The sequence below is a fragment of the Thauera sp. genome, from assembly GCF_035444905.1.
GTDB lineage: Bacteria > Pseudomonadota > Gammaproteobacteria > Burkholderiales > Rhodocyclaceae > Thauera.
The window spans coordinates 1-15,601 of record NZ_DAOMPS010000022.1 but is presented as its reverse complement, the minus strand read 5'-3'; the positions used below and the strand labels follow the sequence as shown (position 1 = coordinate 15,601).

13 protein-coding genes are annotated in these 15,601 nt (G+C 65.3%); 9 read left to right on the top strand and 4 right to left on the bottom strand.

What is annotated here, in order from left to right; genetic code table 11:
• Positions 1 to 67 precede the first annotated feature (67 nt).
• Both PLC66_RS11390 and PLC66_RS11385 read right to left on the bottom strand, forming a co-directional pair.
• The gene (locus PLC66_RS11390; protein WP_324540443.1) at positions 68 to 790 is read right to left on the bottom strand and encodes a LytR/AlgR family response regulator transcription factor; all 723 of its coding nucleotides are present in this window, start codon (positions 788 to 790) and stop codon (positions 68 to 70) included.
• Positions 791 to 794: 4 nt separating this feature from the next.
• Entirely contained in the window at positions 795 to 1,790 is a 996-nt protein-coding gene (locus PLC66_RS11385) for a sensor histidine kinase (RefSeq protein ID WP_324540440.1), read from the bottom strand.
• 99 nt (positions 1,791 to 1,889) lie between these two features.
• Here PLC66_RS11385 and PLC66_RS11380 point away from each other — a divergent pair, with 99 nt between their 5' ends.
• The 6 genes from PLC66_RS11380 to PLC66_RS11355 are packed head-to-tail and all read left to right on the top strand — an operon-like array spanning position 1,890 to position 9,120.
• A complete protein-coding gene (locus PLC66_RS11380; RefSeq protein ID WP_324540438.1) occupies positions 1,890 to 2,426 on the top strand; it encodes a GspH/FimT family pseudopilin in 537 nt (178 codons plus the stop codon).
• A complete protein-coding gene (pilV, locus tag PLC66_RS11375) occupies positions 2,416 to 2,880 on the top strand; it encodes a type IV pilus modification protein PilV (protein ID WP_324540436.1) in 465 nt (154 codons plus the stop codon). The genes PLC66_RS11380 and pilV overlap by 11 nt, the downstream gene beginning before the upstream one ends.
• Positions 2,877 to 3,866, top strand: a complete 990-nt coding sequence (locus tag PLC66_RS11370) for a PilW family protein (RefSeq protein ID WP_324540434.1) — start codon at positions 2,877 to 2,879, stop codon at positions 3,864 to 3,866. The genes pilV and PLC66_RS11370 overlap by 4 nt, the downstream gene beginning before the upstream one ends.
• Positions 3,863 to 4,435 (top strand): pilus assembly PilX family protein, encoded by a 573-nt coding sequence (locus PLC66_RS11365; protein ID WP_324540432.1) that lies wholly within the window; start codon positions 3,863 to 3,865, stop codon positions 4,433 to 4,435. Before PLC66_RS11370 ends, PLC66_RS11365 begins: the two co-directional genes overlap by 4 nt.
• A 10-nt stretch (positions 4,436 to 4,445) precedes the next feature.
• Positions 4,446 to 8,723: a pilus assembly protein gene (locus PLC66_RS11360; RefSeq protein ID WP_324540429.1), complete on the top strand. Its 4,278-nt coding sequence runs from the start codon at positions 4,446 to 4,448 to the stop codon at positions 8,721 to 8,723.
• Between the two features lies 1 nt (position 8,724).
• The gene (locus tag PLC66_RS11355; protein WP_324540427.1) at positions 8,725 to 9,120 is read left to right on the top strand and encodes a type IV pilin protein; all 396 of its coding nucleotides are present in this window, start codon (positions 8,725 to 8,727) and stop codon (positions 9,118 to 9,120) included.
• Positions 9,121 to 9,179: 59 nt separating this feature from the next.
• Here PLC66_RS11355 and ppc read toward each other — a convergent pair whose 3' ends face one another.
• Positions 9,180 to 11,933, bottom strand: coding sequence for a phosphoenolpyruvate carboxylase (ppc, locus tag PLC66_RS11350; protein WP_324540425.1), 2,754 nt, complete (start codon positions 11,931 to 11,933; stop codon positions 9,180 to 9,182).
• Positions 11,934 to 12,018: 85 nt separating this feature from the next.
• Entirely contained in the window at positions 12,019 to 12,453 is a 435-nt protein-coding gene (locus tag PLC66_RS11345) for a thioredoxin fold domain-containing protein (protein ID WP_324540423.1), read from the bottom strand.
• Positions 12,454 to 12,567: 114 nt separating this feature from the next.
• On the opposite strand from PLC66_RS11345, the gene hemC reads away from it, so the two are divergent.
• The 3 genes from hemC to PLC66_RS11330 form a co-directional block, all read left to right on the top strand.
• On the top strand, positions 12,568 to 13,500 hold the full coding sequence (gene hemC / locus PLC66_RS11340) for a hydroxymethylbilane synthase (RefSeq protein ID WP_324540421.1): 933 nt from the start codon (positions 12,568 to 12,570) through the stop codon (positions 13,498 to 13,500).
• 116 nt (positions 13,501 to 13,616) lie between these two features.
• Positions 13,617 to 14,351, top strand: a complete 735-nt coding sequence (locus PLC66_RS11335) for a uroporphyrinogen-III synthase (protein ID WP_324540526.1) — start codon at positions 13,617 to 13,619, stop codon at positions 14,349 to 14,351.
• 9 nt (positions 14,352 to 14,360) lie between these two features.
• Positions 14,361 to 15,601: uroporphyrinogen-III C-methyltransferase (locus PLC66_RS11330; RefSeq protein ID WP_324540419.1), on the top strand; the 1,241-nt coding region annotated here is incomplete at its 3' end.

Below are 15,601 nucleotides of genomic sequence, written 5' to 3'. Positions count from 1 at the left end.
AGAGAGGCTGGCGACGAGCCTGAGTCAGGCTCTGCCCAGGACGCGCCAGTATAAAGGAAGGCCGCCCTCAGCGCCGCAGCCGGGCCTGAACGCGGCCGAGCTGGCGCCGGCTCACCGGCACCGGCTCGGCCAGCCCGCGCAGGTTCAGCCAATGGTGGCCGATGGCGTCGCGCTCGATCGAGCCGATGCCCGCCTGCGCCACCAACCACGCGCGGTGCACCCGCACAAAGCCCGCCGGCTCGAAGCGCAACTCGAGCTCCTTCAGGCTGCCGTCCACAAAGAACTGCTCGCCGCGCACGAACACCGTCACCCCCTTGTCCTCGGCGCGAAAGGCCAGGATCTCGCTGGCCGCCAGCAGGCGCTCGCGCCGCCCGGCGCTCACCTTCAGCAGCGGCTGCGGCCTCGGCTCCTGGGACAGGCGGGCCGCCCGCGTCGGTCGCCGCGCCGCCTCGATCGCCTCGCCCAGTTGCTCGGCACTCACCGGCTTCAACAGGTAGCCGTCGGCGTGGGCCGAGAAGGCCTCCAGCGCAAACTGCGGGTGGGCGGTGACAAAGATCAGCGCCGGCGGGTTGGGCTGCTCGGCCAGCCAGCGCCCCACCGACAGGCCGTCCTCGCCCTGCATCTCGATGTCCAGGATCACCAGGTGGGGCACCTGGCGCTCGAGCAGATCGCGCAGCGCGGCCGCGCTGGCGGCCTCGCCCGTCACCCGGGCCTCCGGGTGGGCGGCGAGCAGGCGGCGCAGGCGTGCGCGCGCAAGCGGTTCGTCGTCGACGATCACGATGTCGAGCATGGTTTCAACCTTGTTTGGGCAGGGGCAGGCTCAGGCGCGCCAGATAGCGGCCCTGGCTGCGTGCGGTCTCGAGGCTGGCGTTGAGGCCGAACTGGTCGCGCAGCCGGGCACGGGTGCTGGCAAGGCCCACGCCCGCGCCGTCGCTCTTCGGGTCATCGTCGCCCGGCGGCAGGTCGTTGGCAACCGTCAGCGCCAGGCGCAGCCCCTCTTCGCGCACGGTGATGCACAGCTCGCCGCCGCCGGGGCAGCGGGCAATGCCGTGGCGCACCGCATTTTCCACCAGGGTCTGCAGGCACAGCGCCGGCACCGTCAGCGGCGGCAGCGGCTCGGCCATCTCCCAGCGGATGCGCAGGCGGCTGTCCAGGCGCATCGACTCCAGCGCCAGGTAGTCGCGCACCAGCGCCAGCTCGCTGCTCAGCGGCACGCTCGCCTCGGCCCGCATCGACGCCCGCAGGATGCGCGACAAGGCCTCGATCATGCGCTCGGCGCGCGCCGCGTCGGTGGCCACCAGCTCGCTGATGCCATTGAGGCTGTTGAACAGGAAGTGCGGCTGCAGGCGCGCGGTCCACGCCTCGGCCTCGGCCGCCGACGAGCGGCTGCGCCAGTGCCACAGCCGCGACGCCTGCCAGCCCGCCAGGCTCAGCGAGCCGACGAGGATGCCGCCCACCATGGCGATGTCGAGCAGGAACTCGCCGCGCGCCACATCGATCACGCCCAGCGGCGCCATCAGCTCGAAGGCGATCCGCCCCACCGCCAGCGACCAGCCGAACAGCAACAGCAGCGCCAGCGCCGCCTTCGCCCGCGCCCGCATCTGCCACCGCCGCAGCACCCCGCACACCAGCAAAAACCACGGCAGCACGATCCACAGGGCGAAAAAACCGAACAGCCCGAAGCGTTCCCAGCGGCTGCCCGGTGCGCCGGGCGCGACCGCCAGCAGGGCGGCGACGCCGATGGCGAGGGCGATGCAGATGAGCAGGCCCTCCACGCGGCATCCGGTCATCCAGATCGACCCCTGCCGCTCATCGTACGAATCTGACCGTCCATCCATTGGGTGTTTGCCTGTGTCCACACGCCCGCGCTAACGTGAGGGCAAGGTGCCATGGTAGATCGAACCCTAATGTCAGCAAAATCCATTCTGGGCAACGGCCCACGCAGTGAGCGGCGCAGCGGCCCCAGGGGCGTGCGCGGCATCACCCTCATCGAGGCGATGGTCGTCGTGGCGATCATCGCAATTCTGGCCGGGATTGCCGCGCCATCCTTCCAGGGCATGATGGCGAACAGCCGCCTGAATACGGCTGCCAATGACGTGTTCTCGGGCCTGCATCTGGCAAAGAGCGAGGCAATCCGTCAAAACACCTCGATCCGTTTTTGCGTCAATTCCACCTCGCGCGCCTGGATGGTCGAAAACACGGCAGGGACGGACATCCGCGTGGGTCAGTTGAACGCAACGGTCGGGCTTGTGTTCGCAGGCGTTGATACGACCACAGTCGCAGGTCATGGCTGTGTGCGCTTCCGGCCCGATGGGGTTTCCTATGGCTCTGGCGGTGGGCTCATCTCCGCAGGGAGCATCACGCTGAACCTCGGCGGAAGCACGCGGGTGATCAATATCAGGACGGGAGCGATTCATGCTGGCTAGTCGAGGCAATTCGCGCGCGTCGAAACGGAATCAGACCGGTTTCAGCCTGCTTGAAGTTCTGATTGCCGTGCTGGTGCTGTCTGTTGGTTTGCTGGGAATGGCCGCACTCCAGATCAATGCGATGAAGAACAATCAGAGTAGCTACCAGCGCACTCAGGCCGTCATGCTCAGCTACTTCATGCTCGATGCGATGCGCACCAATCGCGGTGACGTCGCAGACGGCAACTACGACATGGCCAAGACCTGTGCCGTGCCCGTGGCCGGCGGTTCCCTGGTGTCGGGTGATCAGCATTTCTGGATGCAGGCACTCAAGGACAATCTCGGTAATGACAATGCCACCTGTGGCGAGATTGATTGCACCGGCATGACATGCACGGTGCGAATCTACTGGCGTGACGACCGCGGCACGGGCGGCGCGGCCGAGCAAATGTTCGAGACGGCGAGCGGGCTATGAAACAGTTCTTGAGGCCGAAAGGAAAGGGCCAGGGCGGGGTCACGTTGATCGAGCTCATGATCGCCATGGTGCTCGGGCTGCTCCTGATCCTGGGTTTGAGCAATGTCTATCTCGCCCAACGTCAGTCCTTCCGCGTGAACGATAACCTTGCACGCATGCAGGACAATGCGCGTATTGCTTTCGAGTTGATGGCGCGTGAACTGCGCGAGGCGGGGGGGAATGCCTGTGGCACGCCGGTGGTCAAGGACTTGATCAGCGGGCCTGGTGGTACGCACATATCCGAATGGAACGTTGGTGGTGTTCAGGGCTACGGCCCTAACAGTACACTCCCAGGCGTCGCTACGGGAAATGCAACGGCTCAACGTGTCGCGAATACGGATGCCTTGATGATTCGGACGGGGTCGCTTGGCACGCAATTGATCATCAGCAGTTATGACCCGTCGACGGCGGAGTTCAAGCTCAGCGCTCCTCCTGTCAGCGTTGACGTTGGGGATGTCTTGATGGCCTGTGATTACCGGCAGGCGGCGATTCTCGAGGTGGCTAGCAAGTCAGACGTTAACAGCTCGATCGTGCATACAACAACGGCCGGAGAAGTCGTCAATTTGGAAGGTAACGGCTTCCTGAGTCCTATGCTGGTTACGAGGTGGTACATCGGAAATAACGCTCGAGGAGGACGATCGCTTTTCCGGGCCCAAAATGGGAAGCCGCCACAAGAGGTGGCTGAGGGGGTTGTCGCCATGGAGCTTAGGTATCTGACGCGAACCGGTACAAGCCCAGATAGCTATAGGTCTGCCTCTGATATTGAGAGTCTCGGGACTACTGCCCCGTGGGGCAATGCCGCTACACGATTGGTGATTGCGGTGCGCGTGGTATTGGGACTGGAGTCGCTTGCTGCGGTCGGAACGGACGCGGCGAATTCCAGTGCAGTCCTCAAACGGCAATTGGTTCATCTTGTTAGCCTCAGACATCGGGAGGCCCTGCAATGAGCAATGCCTCTCCCTGGACGCAGCAAAGCGGCGCAGCTCTTATCGTGGCCCTAATTCTGCTGGTGATAATGACATTGCTTGGTTTGTCGAGCGTGCGTACGGTTGCGCTCGAGGAGCGGATGACGGCAAACACCTACGACCGCAGCCTGGCCTTCCAGGCTGCTGAGGCCGGACTGCGCGCGGGAGAAATCGTAGCGCAGGCCCAGGCGAACAGTGGTAATGCTGGATTCAACAATGGGGGGCTATACAGTGACACCGATGCGACTTGCCCCGATCCGGCTTCAGCTTCACCCTGTCAAAATGGGCTTTGCTCTATTCCGGATAAGGATTGCCCTGTGCGCTGGGAGATTCCCGATCCCGGCGTTTGGGAGGACGCGACAGGCTTAGGGCTTGGGGCGCTAGCGACTACGCCTCAATACATCGTTGAGTTTCTGGGTGCAAACTTTCCATGCAGAATCGAAGATCCATCGACAATGGGGTGCAAACGCTATCGCGTAACTTCACGCAGTAATGATGGTACTGAAGGTCGTGCGATGGTAATCCTACAGTCAGTTTATGCTGCGGATTGAGAGGTGTACGATGACTTTTCAAAGGGCGGTCGGTCCGATCGCAGATACACTAAGATCTGCGTGGCGTGCGTTTGCGGTGGGCGTCGCTTGTTCTTTCGCGTACATCCCTGCCAACGCAGCGCCAGCCATTCCTGAAACGCCACTTGTTGCGACGCAGGCGGCGGTTCCGCTGAGTATGTTGACCGTCGGGCGCGATCACACGCTCTTCTACGAGGCTTACAACGATGCGAGTGATATCGATGGCGACGGCACGCTGGATGTGCGCTTCAAGCCGGAGATTACCTATTACGGTTTATTCGACTCCACCGTCTGTTATTCCTATTCCGGCACGCATGGGCGCGGAGATAATACGGGATTGTTCTCACCCGCGGCGGCGGCAGATGCGCGGGGGCGGTGCGCGGGAAGTGGGTGGTCGGGCAACTGGCTCAATTATGTGACGACAAGTCGCATAGATGCGTTGCGAAAGGTTTTCTACGGTGGGCATCGCGAGGTCGATACCGATGCGCAGACCATTCTGCGTCGTAGCTACATTCCGCAGGATGCGCACTCTTGGGCCAAGGAATATACCAGCATAGATCATGACGGCTATGACATTCGCGAGTTCACGACGCTGTCACTCCCAAGCGCTGACAGACGCCATTTCTTCGGCAACCTTACCGACACTGTAGGGAGGAATTGCAGCACCTTGAGCGACTGCAGCAATCGTCCACCCTTGATGCGGGTAATTGTGGACAGCCAGGGTACACGCGTATGGCAGTGGGCCTCTTCAGAGCGCCCAGTCTTGCATCATAATGACAATCACAATGGTAGTCGCACTGATTACACCGTCCGCGTATTGGTTTGTGCGCCGCAATACACGAGTGGCTGCAAGCGCTACCCTAATGGGAATCTGAAGCCTTACGGTTTATTGCACGAGTATGGCGAGAACGAATCGATGTATTTTGGGTTGCTGACGGGCAGTTACAACAAGAACATGTCGGGCGGCGTATTGCGTAGGGTCGTCTCGTCCTTCAAGGCGGAGGTTGACCAAACGACGGGGCGATTCACCGCTAATGCCACGATCGTTAATGCGCTCAACAGTTTGCGTATTCGCGACTTCAACAACGGCAACACCTCAGATCAGTACCGTGGCGGATGGGTGACGACGCGGCCGATGACTGAAGGCGAGTTTGTCGATTGGGGTAATCCGATCGGCGAGATCATGTACGAGGCGCTGCGCTATTTTGCGGGCAAGAAGGCGGCAACGTCCGCGTTCCAGACCTCGGGTGGCCACGATGAGCATCTCGGCTTACCGGTGGCGACCTGGGACGACCCCTACGAGGCGGGGAGTGCGGCCAGCGCGCAATGGTGTGCGCGGCCGAACATGCTGGTCGTGTCAGGTATCAACCCGTCGTTCGATTCGGATCAACTGCCGGGCTCTGCCTTTGGCTCTTTCTCCGGGGATCTGAGTGGTCTCAATGTGGCGGATATTGCCCAGACCATTACGTCTCATGAGCCCAACATCGTGGGGCCTCGTTACATCGGGCAGGTGGGCACCGATTATGACGGTGCGCCCACTGCGAAGAATGTGACTTCGCTGGGCAACATTCGGGGCCTGGCACCTGAAGAGCCGACGAAGCAGGGCAGTTTCTACTCGGCCTCAGTGGCCCATTTCGGCAAGACCACAGATTTGCGACCGAGCCTGACCGGACAGCAGTCGGTCGATACTTACGCCGTGGTGTTGAGTTCGCCCCTGCCTCGGATCGAGGTGCCGGTGGGTGGCCGCACCATCACCGTGGTGCCGTTCGCCAAGTCCATCGGCGGCTCCAGCATCAGTAATGCCAAAGGCGATTTCCAGCCGACCAACCAGATCGTGGACTTCTACGTCGACACGATCGCCAATTCGTCTAAGGCAGATGAGGACTCGACGGTCAATGGCGGACGCTACTATGCACGTTTCCGCATCAACTTCGAAGACGTAGAGCAAGGCGCCGACCATGACATGGACGCGATCGTGGTCTACGAGGTGGCGGCGACAGCAAACAACACCTTGCGTGTGCGCCTGACGCCGGAATATCAGGCTGGTGGCATCCAGCACAGTATGGGTTATGTGATTTCCGGTACCACCAGCGACGGCATCTATTTGGTGGTGCAGGACGAGAATGTCGAGCGGCACTATCACCTCAATGTGCCGCCGGGCCTCAATCCGGGCGCATGCGACGTCACGAACCCCCCGACAGCGTGCAGGAAGCTGCCTTACACCAACGGTCCCCTCAATCCGACGAATCTGCGCTATAGCGAACGTTTATTCTCCCCGGGTGCATCGTCGGCGAGCCTCCTCAGGGACCCGTTGTGGTACGCCGCGAAGTGGGGCGGATTTGTCGATCGCAATGGCAACAATCGCCCGGACTTGCCACTGGAATGGGATGCGAACGGCGATGGCGTTCCCGATACCTATTTCCTTGTGCAGAACCCCCTCAAGTTGCGCCAGGCGCTCAAGCGAAGTTTCGACACGATTGTGGATCGCAGCGCCAGTGCCGGCAACATTACGTCCAACGGCCAGCAGTTGCAGGCAGAGAGCCGCATCTTCCAGACCCAATTCAGCAGCGCAAACTGGGACGGCGAGCTTTTCTCTTACGCTGTGACTTCGTCCGGCGTCAGTGCTATTCCGACATGGCGTGCTTCGACGATGATCCCCGCTTTCGCGTCACGCAAGATACTCACTTGGGATGCTGAAAACGGCGGCGGCGTGAGTTTCGTGTGGAGTGACTTGCCAACCCTGCAGAAGGCGACACTGGGGCAATCGGCAGTGCTTGACTACCTGCGCGGAGACCGGAGCAATGAAATCTTGCAAGGGGGAACGTTCCGGACGCGCAGTCGCTTGCTGGGAGACGTCGTGCATTCCTCGCCCTACTTCGTGAAAGACAACAACACGGTTTTCGTCGGTGCGAACGACGGCATGCTCCACGCTTTTTCCGCGAACACGGGGGCGGAGCTGTTTGCCTACATACCGGGGCTGGTGTTTAACAAGCTGCCCGCTTTGGCGTCGCCGGCCTATGCCCATACCTTCTTCGTCGATGGCGATATTGCGGTATCCACGCGTTCGCAGACTCCAGGGAAGAACATCCTGGTGGGGGCGACCGGTCGCGGAGCAAAGGGCCTTTTCGCACTGGACGTCACTGACCCGGCAAGCGTCAGCGCTGCGAACGTGCTCTGGGAGTATGGTGACACGACCGACAATGATCTGGGTTACATGCTCGGTCGGCCGCAGATTGCCACACTTGAGAACGGTGAGAAGGTTGTTCTGGTGGGCAACGGGCACAACAGCGCGAATGAACGGGCGGTGCTTTACGTTTTCGGCCTTGAGGATGGGACCTTGCTGCAGAGAATAGACACGGGCGTTGGTGGGGGAGCTGCCTCGAACGGGCTCTCGACTCCCGCACTATTCGACAGCGACGGCAACGGCAGAGTCGACACCGTCTATGCTGGTGACCTGCTTGGAAACGTCTGGCGCTTCGACTTGAGCGGTAGCAACGCCACCGACTGGCAGTCGCACTATCGCAGTGGCAGTACACCTCTCCCTCTCTTCAGTGCACGCGACCCTGACGGTAATCCGCAGCCGATTACGGCGCAGGTTACAGTCGCAAAGAACACGGTCGCGACCGACACCGTAAACTACCTCAAGACTTTCGTGTTCTTTGGCACGGGCAGCTACGTCTATGCGAGCGATGTGACCAGCATGCAGGTGCAGTCGTGGTATGGGCTGATCGACGAGGGGCAAATCACCGGCGGTCGGCCCGATCTGAGGCAGAGATCGATCGATTTGCGTGGGACGGTCGGCATGTTCCAGACGCGGGTCTTCTCTGAGGGGAGCAACGGCGACATGAACGGGATGAAGGGTTGGTTCGTCGATTTGAAGGACCCGACGGCGCGCGGCGAGCGGATCGTGACGAGTTCTATCGTTGAGCGGTTCCTGGAGCCCATCCTGCTTGCGAGCAGCATCATCCCCGACCCTGACCCGTGCGAGGGGGGGGGTAGCGGCTATGTCAATGCGTTAAACCCGTTTACCGGTGCACGACTTGCCTACTCGCCTTTCGATCTGAACAACGATGGACGCTTCGATGACAGCGACAAGCTGGTAGACAAAGTGATTGGTTCGTTTGATCCGAATGTTGGAATGCCCGGTGAGCCGACAATTGTTGGTGATCGTGTGGTTGTTGGGGGATCGGATGGCGGCAGGCGCGAAGTGGAGATCAATCTAGGTGCGCAGCGTAGTCGTATCTCGTGGCGCGAGATCGTGAGGGATTGAGATGAAGCGAGGAAGCGGTTTTACCTTGATCGAGGTGATGATCGTCGTGGCGATCGTCGGGATCCTCGCAGCGGTGGCCTATCCAAACTACCAGGAGCATGTGCGCAAGACGCGGCGTGCCGCTGCTGCGGGTTGTTTGCTCGAGTTGGCGCAGTTCATGGAGCGCCACTACACGACCAACATGAGTTATGCGGGGGCCGTATTGCCGAACACGGCATGCCGGACTGATCTGGCCGCCTTCTATACGTTCGGCTTCTCGGCGAATCCGGTTACGGCTTCGACTTTCGAACTCGAAGCGGATCCTGGGACAGGGGATCCGCGCTGCGATGTCCTGGGCATCAACCAGGCGGGCGCTCGTACCGAGACCGGCACGGGCAGCGTGGCGGACTGCTGGTAGCAAAGGCTTGAACCGCGGTTGGCGGGCGCCGAGCTGGCTGCCCGCCAACCGCGGCCTGCTTACCCGCTATTGCGCAGCCCCGCCGCAATCCCGTTGATCGAGATGTGGATGCCGTTGCGGATGCGCTGGTCGCTGCCGTCGCTGTCGCGGTGGCGGCGCAGCAGCTCGACCTGCACGTGGTTGAGCGGGTCGAGGTAGGGGAAGCGGTTGCGGATCGAGCGCTTGAGCAGCGGATTGCCGTCGAGCAGCTCCTGCTGGCCGGTGATCTGCAGCAGCGCGGCGACCGCCGCCTGATGCTCGGCGCGGATGCGGCCGAAGATCGCGTCGCGCAGCGCCACGTCCTTGACCAGGGCGGCATAGCGGCTGGCGATGGCGAGGTCGGTCTTGGACAGCACCATGTCCATGTTCGACATCAGCGTGGCAAAGAAGGACCACTCGCGGTTCATCTGCTGCAGCAGCGTCAGCCCGTCCTTGGGGCGGGCCGCGAGGAAGGCCTGCACCGCGCTGCCAAAGCCGTACCAGCCCGGCAGCATGATGCGGCACTGTGACCACGAGAACACCCAGGGGATGGCGCGCAGGTCCTCGATCGCGGTGCTCTTCTTGCGCGAGGCGGGGCGCGAGCCGATGTTGAGGGCGGCGATCTCGCTGATCACGGTCGATTCCCAGAAGTAGCGCTCGAAGCCTTCGGTCTCGTACACCAGGCCGCGGTAGGCGGTGAAGGCCGCATCCGACAGCGCCTGCATGGCCTCGAGGAAGGCGGGCGGCGTGGGGCTGGCGCTGGCCGGGCGCAGACTGGTCTCGAGCGTGGCGGCGACCAGTACCTCGAGGTTGCGGCGACCGACTTCCGGGTTGCCATACTTGGCGCCGATGACCTCGCCCTGTTCGGTGAGGCGGATCTGGCCCTGCACCGCCCCGTCGGGCTGGGCGAGGATGGCCTGGTAGCTGGGGCCGCCGCCGCGGCCGACCGAGCCGCCGCGACCGTGGAACAGGCGCAGACGCACGTCGTGGCGGGCGAAGGTGTCGACCAGCTCGCCCTCGGCCTTGTACAGCGCCCAGCCCGAGGTCAGGAAGCCGCCGTCCTTGTTGCTGTCCGAGTAGCCCAGCATCACCTCCTGGGTGTGGTCGCGGCCTTCGAGCAGGCCGCGGTAGGCGGGCAGCGAGAAGATGCGGTCCATCACCCCGGCGGCGTTCTCGAGGTCGCCGATGGTCTCGAACAGCGGCACGATGTTGACGTCGAGCGCGTTCTCGAGCGGGCGCAGGATGCCGGCTTCCTTGAGCAGCACGGCCAGTTCGAGCAGGTCGGAGACGTCGTCGGTCTTGGAGATGATGCAGTTGCGGATCGCCGCCTGGCCGTAGCGCAGGTGGATGCTGCGCGCGGCGCGGAAGATCGCCAGCTCGCCTTCAGTCTCGTCCGAGTAGTGCACGTGGGGCGAGGCGAGCGGCCGCGCGGTGGCCAGCTCCTCGAGCAGCAGCGCGCAGCGGCCTTGCTCGTCGAGGCTGGAATAGGCGCTGCCGGGGCGGGCGACTTCGAGCAGCTCGGCCACCACGCGCTCGTGCACGTCGGAGTTCTGGCGCAGGTCCACCGGCGCGAGATGAAAGCCGAACACCTTCACCGCGCGGCGCAGATGGCGCAGCCGGCCACGCGCGAGCGCCGCCGAACCGTTGGCGACCAGCGAGCGGTGCAGGATGTCGAGATCCTCGAGCAGCGCCGCGGCGCTGGCATAGGGCTCGGCCTCGGCCACCGCCGGGCGCGCCGGGGCATGGCCGAGCAACTGCCGGTAGCTCGCCGCCAGCCGCGCGTAGATGCCCGAGATGGCGAGCCGATAGGGCTCGTCGCTGCGATGCGGGGAGTGGTCGGGCGAGCGCCCGGCGAGCGCCAGCAGCGCATCCGAAGCCGACACCAGGCCGAGGCCGAGCGAGAGCTGCGAGCCCAGGGTGTGCAGCTCGCCCAGGTAGTAACCCAGCGCCACCGCCGCCTGCATCGACAGCGCGCGCTCGAGCACCTCGGCGGTGACGAAGGGGTTGCCGTCGCGGTCGCCGCCGATCCAGCTCCCCACCTGCACGAAGGCGGCCAGCTCGGGCGCGCCGAGCGCGGGGTCGGCGGCGGCGAGGCGGTCTTCCAGGCTGGCGTAGAGGCGGGGCAGCTCGCGCAGGAAGGTGGTGTCGAAGTAGGACAGGCCGTTGTTGACCTCGTCGATCACCGACAGCTTGGCGGTGCGCAGCATGCGCGTCTGCCACAGCGTGAGCACGGCGCGGCGCAGGGCCTCGAGGTTGGCCTCGGCCTCCTCGGGAGTGAGCTGCATGCGGTCGCGCTCGTCGAGCAGGCGGGCGAGCACGGTCTCGCAGTTGAGGATGCTCTTTCGCTGGACCTCGGTCGGGTGGGCGGTGAGCACCGGTGACACCAGCGCGGTGTCGAAGAATTCGACCAGCCCGGCGGCGTCGATCACGCCGCTGTCGAACACCGTCTGCAGCGCGTGCGGCAGGCTGCCCTCGCGCGGCGCGGAGCCGGCCACCAGGTGCGCGCGCGAGCGGCGGATGTGGTGCTGATCCTCGGCGATGTTGGCGAGGTGCGAGAAGTAGCTGAAGGCGCGCACGACCTGGATGGTCTGGTCGCGCGACAGGGCGTCGAGGATGTCCTCGAGCTCGCGGCGGGCGGCGATGTCGTCGTCGCGGCGAAAGCGCACCGAGTTCTGGCGGATGCGTTCGATCAGCTCGAAGGCGGCTGCGCCTTGCTGGTCGCGCACGGTGTCGCCGAGCAGGCGCCCGAGCAGTCGGATGTCTTCACGCAGCGGGGCGTCCTTGTCCTGGGTCATGTGAGTGTCTGGTCCGTCGTCGTAGGTTGTCTGGGCGGGTTGTCGGGGTGCTGCTTGCTGCCGGCAGGCGCTCCGCGGGCCGGGCTCAGTCCGGCGCGCCGAGCGCCCGGCGTGCGTCGTCGATCGCATTCTCGATGTACTGGCCGTAGAAGTCTGCCAGGCGCATGCCGATGATCGGTTCGCCCAGCGTGCGGCCATCGGCGTCGAGCACCACCACGGTCGGGGTGAACTGTGCCTTCAGCTCGCGCGACAGGCTGCGATGCGTGCCCGGCCGTCCGCCAAAGTCGGTCAGCCGGGCGTCCGAGTCGATGTCGATCTGGCGGAACAGGGCGCGCCGGGTCGTGGCCGGGTCGTGCGCCATCGGGCCCAGGTAGCGGCGCGCCTGCTCGCAGTAGCTGCAATTGGCCTGGCTGTAGAGCACGACCATCGGCATGTTGTCCGCGCGCATCAGCGCGGCATCGCGGGCGAGGTCGTCGGCCTTGGGCAGTGCATCGGGCGCTGCGGCGAGTGCGATCGGCACGCATGCTAGAATCCAGGCCACTTTGCGCACCATTGGTGCGAACCCTGATGCTGCAGTGCGGCGAAACGCGGCCGTGTTCAGCATGTTCCTTCCTGTTACGTGAGTTTATTCATCGTGAGCCAAGCGACCCCCGAGCGTATCGTCATCGCCACCCGTGAGAGCCGCCTCGCCCTGTGGCAAGCCGAACACATCAAGGCCCGGCTCGAGGGATTGTATCCCGGCTGCAGCGTCGAGCTTCTCGGCATGACTACGCGGGGCGACCAGATTCTCGATCGTCCGCTGGCGAAGGTCGGCGGCAAGGGCCTGTTCGTCAAGGAACTCGAGACCGCGCTGCTCGACGGCCGCGCCGACATCGCCGTGCATTCGATGAAGGACGTGCCGATGGAAATGGGCGCCGACTTCATGCTGCCCTGCATCACCGAGCGCGAGGTGCCGCTCGATGCCTTCGTCTCCAACCGCTACGAGAGCCTCGCCGACATGCCGCCCGGTGCGGTGGTGGGCACCTCCTCGCTGCGCCGCGAATCGCAGATCCACGCCCAGTACCCCTTCCTCGGCGTGACCAGCCTGCGCGGCAACCTCGACACCCGCCTGCGCAAGCTCGACGAAGGGCAGTACGACGCCATCATCCTCGCCGCGGCTGGCCTGACCCGGCTCGGGCTGGGCGAGCGCATCCGCTCGGTGATGCCGGCTGAGGTTTCGCTGCCGGCGCCGGGGCAGGGCGCGCTCGGCATCGAGTGCCTGGCCGCGCGCCAGGACGTGATCGGCTGGCTGCAGCCGCTGGTCGACGCCGACACCCGCGCCTGCGTGCTCGCCGAGCGTGCCGTGGCCCGCGCGCTGGCCGGCAGTTGCGAAGTGCCGCTGGGCGCCTACGCCATCATGCGCGAGGGGCAGCTGTGGCTGCGCGGCTTCGTCGCCCGCCCCGACGGCAGCGAGATCGTGCGCGCCGAGCGCGAGGGGGATCCGGCGGCAGCCGAGGCGCTCGGACGCGCCCTGGCCGACGACCTGCGCGCCCAGGGCGCCGAGTTGATCCTGGCCGATCTCGGCTGACGGCGCCGCGGGCTCCGATGTCGTCGCCGCTGTCGTCCTCACCCTCGCCCCAGTCTGCCGCCGCTGCCATGTCCGGCGCGGCCGGGCATTGCCTGGCCGGACGTACGCTGGTGGTGATGCGCCCGCGCGAGCAGGCCGACAGCCTGTGCCGCCGCATCGAGGCCGCCGGTGGCCGCGCGCTGCGCTTTCCGGTCATCGCCATCGGCCCGGCGCTCGACCCCGGCCCGCTCGAGGCGATCGTGCCGCGCCTGGACGAGTTCGACCTGGCCTTCTTCGTCAGCCCCAACGCGGTCGACCATGCGATGCAGTTCATCCTGCCGCGCCGTGCGTGGCCGCCAAGCCTGCGCCTGAGCACGGTCGGCAAGGGCAGCGAGCGCGTGCTGCACGGCTATGGCTTTGCCGACGTGATCGCGCCGCAGTCCGGCTTCGACAGCGAGGCCGTGATCGCCCTGCCCGAGTTTGCGCCGGATGCGGTCGCCGGGCGCAAGGTGCTCATCTTCCGCGGCGATGGCGGGCGCGAACTGCTGGCCGATACCCTGCGCGAGCGCGGCGCGAGCGTCGACTATGTGACCTGCTACCGGCGCTACTGCCCCGATCTCGACCCCGAGCTGCTGCTGCAGCCGGTCGCCCGCGGCGAGGTCGATGCGCTGCTGCTGACCAGCAGCGAGGGCGTGCGCAACCTCGAGCAGATGCTGGGCGCGGACGGGCTTGCCGCCTTGCGCCCGGTGACCGTGTTTGCCACCCATCCGCGCATCGTCGCCCAGGCGCATGCCGCGGGTTTTGCCCATGTGGTCGAGGCGCCTGCGGGCGATGACGGTCTGATGCAGGCACTTGAGAACCACTTTGGTTAAACTGAGGCCATGAAAGAAGAGATCCCCGCCCTCATCCAGCCGCCGGCGTCCGCTCAGTCCGTGCGCAAGGACGACATTCCTTCCGGGTCCAACGCCGAGCGCGAGCCTGCCGCCACGGCGGGCGATCCGCCGCCCGAGTCTGCGCTGGCCTCGGCCTCCGTCTCCAGCTCGGATCCCGTCTCGCCGCCGCCCGCGGGCGCCGCCAGCGAGGCGGCCGAGCCAGGCCGTAGTCCGGCGGCATGGTGGGCCCTGCTGCTTGCCCTGATCGCGATCGCGGCGGCGGGCTGGGCGCTGTGGCAGGCGCGCGAAACCCAGATCGGCGCGATCACCCTGCGCGAAGAGCTCGCGCAACGCCTGTCCGAGGGCGAGACCATCGCCACCGAGGCGCGCGGCATCGTCCGCCAGCAGCAGGAGGTGATCGCCTCGCTGCAGGGCAAGCTCGGTGTGCTCGATGCCAAGGTCGAGGCCACCGAGGGCCAGGCGGCGGCGCTCGAGGCCATGTACCAGGAATTTTCGCGCACCCGCGAGGACGGCGTGCTCGCCGAGGTCGAGCAGGCGGTGGCGCTGGCCGCGCAGCAGCTGCAGATCGCCGGCAATGTCGGTGCGGCCTTGATCGCGCTGCAGGAGGCCGAGGCGCGGCTGGCGATCCACGATCGCGGCCAGCTTGCCGGCCTGCGCCGTGCGCTGGCGAGCGACATCGACGAACTGAAGCTGCAGCCGGTGCTCGATGTGTCGGGCCTGAGCCTGCGCCTCGAGCGCCTGCTCGAGCGTGCCGACGCCTTGCCGCTGGCCTTCGAGGGCCAGTTGCCGATCGAGGCGGCCGTGGGGCGCGACCTCGCCACCGGCGACAGCGGCGGCCTGGCGGGCTGGATGGCGGGGGCGTGGCGCTTCACGCAGGCGCTGGCCGCCGATGTGTGGCACGAGGTGCGCACGCTGGTCCGTGTCGAACGCCTTGACCAGACCGAGCCGGTGCTGCTGGCGCCGGCGCAGAACACCTTCCTGCGCGAGAACCTCAAGATCCGCCTGCTCACCGCGCGCCTGGCGCTGCTGGCGCGCGACGGCCGCACCTACGAGGCCGACCTGGCCCAGGCGCGGGTGTGGATGGAGCGCTTCTTCAATCTGCGCGACGAGCGCGTGCAGGCCGCGCTCAATGAAATCAAGGCGCTCGAAGCGGTGCGCGTGCGCTACGAGCCGCCCAACCTGGCCCAGACCTTCAGCGCCCTGCGGACCGCGCAGGCGCGCAGCGGCCG